At 66.9% G+C, this 6,121-nt stretch carries 7 protein-coding genes; 3 read left to right on the top strand and 4 right to left on the bottom strand.

Annotated features, from left to right (window positions below):
• From FVW27_RS05950 to FVW27_RS05935, 4 genes are all read right to left on the bottom strand, one after another.
• The coding region (locus FVW27_RS05950; protein ID WP_167123567.1) for a DODA-type extradiol aromatic ring-opening family dioxygenase at positions 1-662 on the bottom strand (662 nt) is incomplete at its 3' end.
• Between the two features lie 172 nt (positions 663-834).
• Positions 835-1,269 carry a hypothetical protein gene (locus tag FVW27_RS05945; protein ID WP_167123566.1) on the bottom strand — a complete coding sequence of 145 codons (435 nt, stop codon included), beginning with the start codon at positions 1,267-1,269 and terminating at the stop codon, positions 835-837.
• 122 nt (positions 1,270-1,391) lie between these two features.
• Entirely contained in the window at positions 1,392-1,691 is a 300-nt protein-coding gene (locus FVW27_RS05940) for a hypothetical protein (protein WP_243838239.1), read from the bottom strand.
• 500 nt (positions 1,692-2,191) lie between these two features.
• Positions 2,192-3,604, bottom strand: coding sequence for a sigma-54-dependent transcriptional regulator (locus FVW27_RS05935; protein WP_167123564.1), 1,413 nt, complete (start codon positions 3,602-3,604; stop codon positions 2,192-2,194).
• Between the two features lie 207 nt (positions 3,605-3,811).
• Between FVW27_RS05935 and FVW27_RS05930 the strand changes: the two genes are divergently transcribed.
• The 3 genes from FVW27_RS05930 to FVW27_RS05920 form a co-directional block, all read left to right on the top strand.
• The gene (locus FVW27_RS05930) at positions 3,812-4,498 is read left to right on the top strand and encodes a hypothetical protein (protein ID WP_167123562.1); all 687 of its coding nucleotides are present in this window, start codon (positions 3,812-3,814) and stop codon (positions 4,496-4,498) included.
• A 146-nt stretch (positions 4,499-4,644) separates the two neighbouring features.
• Positions 4,645-5,031, top strand: coding sequence for a Rid family detoxifying hydrolase (locus tag FVW27_RS05925; protein WP_167123560.1), 387 nt, complete (start codon positions 4,645-4,647; stop codon positions 5,029-5,031).
• A gap of 295 nt (positions 5,032-5,326) precedes the next feature.
• Positions 5,327-6,121, top strand: a 795-nt coding sequence (locus tag FVW27_RS05920) for an HD-GYP domain-containing protein (RefSeq protein ID WP_424991848.1), incomplete at its 3' end; no start/stop codon positions are given.

The following is a 6,121-nucleotide window of genomic DNA, read 5'->3' as shown; positions in this document are numbered from 1 at the left end:
GGGGCCGCCTGCCAGCGGGCCAGGGCGTGGTCGCGCCGCCTTGGGTCCGCGTCGGTGACCGTGGCCGTGAGCCAGGCGTCGAACACGTCGGAGTCCGGCAGGGGCTGGTTGTCGGCCCGACGGAAGGCCCGCATGTTATGGTAGCTCATGCCGCTGCCAACCAGCAGCACGCCCTGGTCGCGCAGGGGGGCCAGGGCGCGGCCCAGCGCAATGTGCGCCGCCGGGTCCAGATCGTGGCGCATGGATATCTGCAACGTGGGAATGGCGGCCCGCGGCCATGGCAGCAGCAACGGCACGAACACCCCGTGGTCGAAGTCGCGTTCCGGATCCTCGCCCAGGGGAATGCCCGCCCCGGCCAGCAGTTGGCGCACGGGCGGGAACAGGTGCGGCGCGGGCGGCGCGGGCCATTGCAACTCGTAGGTATGCGGCGGAAAACCGTAATAGTCGAACAGCAGCCCCGGATCGGGCGTGGTGGCCAGGGTGAAGTCGCGTTCTTCCCAGTGGGCGGAGATGACCAGCAGGGCGGTCGGCGGTTCCGGCAAGGAGCCGGGCAGCGCGCGCAACCATGCTGCCAGGGCGTTCCAGGTGTCGGGCGGGGTCCAGTCCATGAAAAAGCAGGGGCCGCCGCCGTGCGGAATGTAGAAAACGGGCTGTCGGGCCATGGATTCACCTCGTCGCCATCCGACAGGCAGCGCCTGCCCTGAAAATGGCGCCTGAAAAATGCCTCCCCCAAAATGCCAACGGACACGCCACGCCGCACCCAAGGGCGCGGCGCCGTGTCCGTCCAATGCCCCGCGCGTGACGCGCCAGGCAATCCCGAACCGCCGGTGCCGGCTAGATCCTGCGCCCCAGTTCCGCGGTATCCACGCCGTACAGGTGCGAGGCCTGCGGCGCGGATTCCCCGTTATCCTCGTCCACCACCGAATACCCGGTCACATCAAGGGTGAAGTAGCCATCCTCGATCTGGCTGGCAACGCCCGTCACCACCACTTCCAACCCGTCCAGTTCCAGGTCGGTGACGCCCCGCAGCAGAAAGATGCGGTCGTCCATGGTTTCCAGCAGCGGACCGTCGTCGGTCACCACCACCACGCCGGTCACCACCACCTCGGGGGTTTCCGGCCCCATGGTCATGCCCGTGGCGTGGGCCGCCGTACCCGCAAGCATCCAGTTTGCCAGCAGCACCAGCACCAGCGCCGCCACCACCGTCCGCAGCCCACGCCACGCAGGCACCGCCGCGCCGCGCATTCCTTCCTGTATCCGCGCCTTCATGATCCTGCCCTCTTCCTTGCGCACTGTCCTTGCCCCAGCCCTTGCGCACTGTCCTTGCCCCAGCCCTTGCGCATCAGCCTTGCGCTCCGAAAATCCGTGCCCGGCACCCCTGTTCGGCAATCCTAGCCCGCCCCGTCCAGCACCGTGAAATCGCGTACCGTGAAAAGCAGCCGCCCGTCGCGCGCCGCCAGCCAGCCAGAGGCCATCACCTTGCGGCGGCACAGGTTCAGCAGTTCCGGATGCTCCGCCATGTTGCCCACCACCAGCTCGCGCTCGCGGTCATCGGCAATGAGTACCCCGGCAACCTCGAAATCCTTGCCCCAGGCATCCGGCAGCACATACCCGGTGACGGACACCAGCGCATCGGCTTCCCGCCCCTGCGGCCCCTCTGCCGCCTGGGCCGGAACGTTCGCACCGTCCATGGCTGCGGCGGGCCTCCCGGAGCCCTCGGGAAGCCCGCCGCGCGGGTCGGAAGCCAGTTGTCTGGGCGTGGCGGCCACAGAAACCGTGACGTTCGCGCCCTTGTGCGGGTATTGCCGGGAATCCATGCCTGAAGAGGAGCATTTTCCGCGCCATAACGGCAAGTTGGCGCTCTTTCTAGATTTTTTGTATATGCACTGCAAAAAAGAGAACTGTGGATTCTCATATTTACAGGTTGTGCGATCACCGCGCAACAGAACATGCCCTAACCTGTCATTTGTCACTTAAAGAACACACCTCAATATGCTGTATATAAAGATTATACCAAATAATAAGAACTGAAAGTTCTTTAAAAAGATAAAAGGAACTTGAAATTCTCTTTTTACCATCACCCTCCCAAAAAATGCAGCGCGCCGGTGGCGGACGTTCCTCCACCACCGGCGCGCTGCATGCCGAGCATCACCGCCCCTGAAATCTCCAGGTTGGGCCAAACCCGGTGGCTCTAGGGGCGCAGTTTGTAGTCTTCCTTGCGCAGCCCGTGCCGGGTCATCAACTTGTGCAACTGCCGGGTGGTTACCCCGGCCAGCGCGGCGGTGCGCTGCACGCTGCCCCCGCACTGCGCCAACGCCCGCTCCAGATAGGCCCGCTCGAACACGTCCACCGAGCGGCGGCGCGCCTCTGCCAGGGGCAGGGTGGTGTCCACCGTGGCCAACCGTCCGCCCCCGCCGGGGCCGAAGAATTCCGCCGGGAAGCTGTCCGGCGTCAGCACGGTGCCGCTTTCCAGAATGCAGGCCCGCTCGATGAGGTTTTCCAGTTCGCGCACGTTGCCCGGCCAGTCGTACCCCATGAAGGCGTCGATGACCTCCGGATGGATAGACCGGATGTCCTTGACCATCTGGGCGTTGTAACGGCGCACGAACAGTTCGGCCAGCAGCAGCAGGTCTTCCTTGCGTTCGCGCAGGGGCGGCACGTCCACGGGAAACACGTTGAGCCGGTAGTACAGGTCGCGCCGGAAGCGCCCCTGCGCGCACAGCGCTGCCAAGTCCTCGTTGGTTGCCGCAATGACCCGCACGTCGGCGCGCAGCACCGCCTCGCCGCCCACCCGCTGGTAGGCCCGGTCCTGCAGCACGCCCAGCAGCTTGATCTGGGCCGATTGGCTGACGGTGCCGATTTCGTCCAGAAAGATGGTGCCGCCCTCGGCGATTTCGAACTTGCCCGGCTTCTTGCGCACCGCGCCGGTAAAGGCGCCCTTCTCGTGGCCGAACAGTTCGCTTTCGATCAGCGTGTCCGGAATGGCCCCGCAGTGCACGCTGATGAACCGCCGCGTGCGCCGGTTGCTGTGGTTGTGGATGAGCCGGGCGATGAGGCTCTTGCCGGTGCCCGTCTCGCCCGTGAGCAGCACGGTGCTGCGCGTGCCCGCCACCAGCCGCACCTTGTCGAACACCTCACGCATGCGCGGGCTGTTGGTGTGGGCCAGGTCCACCCCGTCGCCCGCCCAGTGGCGGTCGCGCAGGTAGTCCAGCTCCGAACGCACCAGCGCAGATTCGTGCAGCTTCTGGGCGACAAGGCGCACCTCCTCTTCCAGCAGGGGATACGGCAGGTAACCCCCGGCCCCGGCCTGCACCGCGTCCACGGCGTGGCGCACGGCATCGGCGTCGGCCAGCACGATGATTTCGGCGGAGGGCACCCGGCGCTTCACTTCCCACACCGCCTCGTGCAGCACGCGGCGCGAGGGTTCGCGCCCTTCCAGCAGCAGGCCGAGGTCGATCATCACCATGTCCAGCGCGCGGCCGGTTGCCTGGGCCAGCGCCTCGGCCCGGGTGCGGCAGGGAATGACAGTGACGTCGCCGGAAAAGCTGGCGCGCAGCACGTGCAGGGCGTCTTCGTGGGGGGTGACGGCGAGCAGGTATTTCATGCGGTCCTCGTTGCCCTTTCGCCTATGGGAAGCCGGGCCGGAGCGCAAGCCCCGCGACGGTGCGCCGCGTTTTCGGCCTGATGCGTCATTTGCGTTTCTTTACATTTCCATTGGCAATTCATAGGCTGCATCAATGAAAAAATCCGGACACGGCACGGAGGGCGTTGTGGTTTCACCGTGCCTGGCCACAGGACTTCGGAGGTTGGCATGTTCTCTCGCAGCTTCCCCGGACGACGTTTTGCCGTCGCCATGCTTGCCCGCCGGTGCCTGCTGCCGGTCACCCTGCTGCTGGCGCTGCTGGCCGCTGCCATTGCGCCCGGCATGACGCGGTCGGCGCATGCCGCCGACGCGGATTCCATCATCGGGGCCGTGGACGACGCCATGCGCCAGGCCGACCGGGCGCGCGACGCCTATGACCGCGTGCGTTCCTCTGGCGACCGCGACGCCATTTCGCGCTACGAGCGGGACTGGCGCGATGCCGAATACAAGCTGGAAGACGCCCGCATCGAAAACCTGTCGCGCGAATCGGGCATGTCGCCCTCGCGCATTCGAGCCATGCGCGAATCGGGCATGGGCTGGGGACAGGTGGCCAAGGAGGCGGGAGCACACCCCGGTTCGCTGGGAGTGGGACATTCCAAGAACAAGAAGGGCGGCTGGAACCGCGACGACGACCACGATCTGTCCCGCGACTACTATCGCGACCGGCACGACATGAAAGACGGGGACCGCGACGGCAAGGGGCCCAGACATGACGACGGGCAGACCAAGGATGGCAGGCCCGACGACAAGCACGCCAAGGGCGGAAAGCCCGGCAAGGGTGGAAAGGACAAGGGCGGAAAGGGGAGCGACGACTACCCGTATGACGACAAGGCAAAGGGCAAGGGCAAGAAGTAGCCGCCCGCCACGATGCCGCGCGCGTTGCCCGTTGCGGCACCTTTACAAGCACGCGGCCACGCGGCTAGGCTGCGCCATCGTCCCCCGTGCACCCGACGGACCGCCGCCGGGACCTTCCCTTCACCCCGCATTGCAGGAGCGCGCCAATGGCCCAACGCACCGCCATCATCCCCGCCGGAGCCCCCGCCCCGGTCGCCCCCTATTCCCCCGGCCTTGCCTGCGGGGGACTGCTATTCGTATCGGGCCAGCTGCCCGTGGACCCGGCCACCGGCACCTTCGTGGAAGGCGACATGGGCGCGCGCGCCCGCCAGTGCCTGCGCAACGTCCAGGCCGTGGCCCAGGCCGCGGGCGCCGACCTTGACCGGGTGGTCAAGGTTACCGTGTTCCTCACTGACCTGGCCGACTTCGCGGCCATGAACGCCGCCTACGGCGAATTCTTCACCGCGCCCTTCCCGGCCCGCTCCACCATTCAGGTGGCCGCGTTGCCGCTGGGTTCGAACATCGAGATCGAGGCCATCATCGACCTGCCGTAACGGGCCGGAGCGGCCCCTGTCCGCGCGTTCACGATGCACGGCGCGCCCGGTTTGCCCTTCGGGACGGTTCCGGACGCGCCGCCGCGTTTCGCCCCCTTTCCGACCCGACGCCCCGTAGTGCCGCTCCCGATCCCGTCAGACCGGCCCGGTCCGTCCCCGGTCAACATCCATACTGCTGCTCCTGCCCCCTTTCCCCTGCCTGTACCGGAAGCTACGGGCCCTTCCCGCGGCGCGGTCCACTTTTTCCGGACAATCGGGATTTCGCACACCCCACCCCCATTGACCTCCCACGGTGATGGGGATATTCCCTGCTCATGAGAATGATTTTCAACTTCGAAACAACGCGCCAGACGTCCAACTTGCAGAGCCGATGGTGTGCGCCTGCAACCGCTTTCACCTGCGCGGGGGGCGGGCCATGCTGAGTACCCTGCTGCACCAGTTCGCGGAATCCCTCGGCAACGCCATAGACGCCAAGGACGCCCACACCCGTTCGCATTCGGAAGAAGTGGCCCTGGCCGCCTTTCTGCTGGCGCGGGCCATGGGTTTTTCTCCGTCGGACGCAGACCGCGTGCATGTGGCCGGACACCTGCATGACATAGGAAAAATCGGCGTGCCAGACGCCGTACTGCTGAAGGCGGGCACCCTGACCCCGGAAGAATGGGAACACATGCGGGCCCACCCGGTCATCGGCGCGCGCATCGTCAGCCCGGTGGCGGACCTTGCCGACGAAGGCGTGGCAGCCATGATCCTGCACCATCACGAACGATGGGACGGACGGGGCTACCCGCACGGCCTGTGCGGCGAGGCCATACCCCTTGGCGCGCGCATCATCGCGCTGGCCGACAGCCTGTCCGCCATGCTCCAGCACCGCCCCTACCGCCCGGCCATGCACTTCGAACAGGCCGAGGCGGAACTGCTGCGCTGCTCCGGCAGCCAGTTCGACCCCGCCGTGGTGCGGGCCTTCGTCACCGTGCGCGACGAGATGTACCGGGCCTTCCGCGCGCCGCAACCGCCGAGATCCGAACTGGGCGGCACCGTGGGCGGCACCGCCTCCATCGCCGTGGCCGGTTGCTGCCGCCATGGCGCGGGG

This window comes from Nitratidesulfovibrio liaohensis, from assembly GCF_011682075.1.
GTDB classification, from domain to species: Bacteria; Desulfobacterota; Desulfovibrionia; order Desulfovibrionales; family Desulfovibrionaceae; genus Cupidesulfovibrio; species Cupidesulfovibrio liaohensis.
The sequence above is the reverse complement of the archived record's forward strand: the minus strand, read 5'-3'. Positions and strand labels throughout refer to the sequence as shown.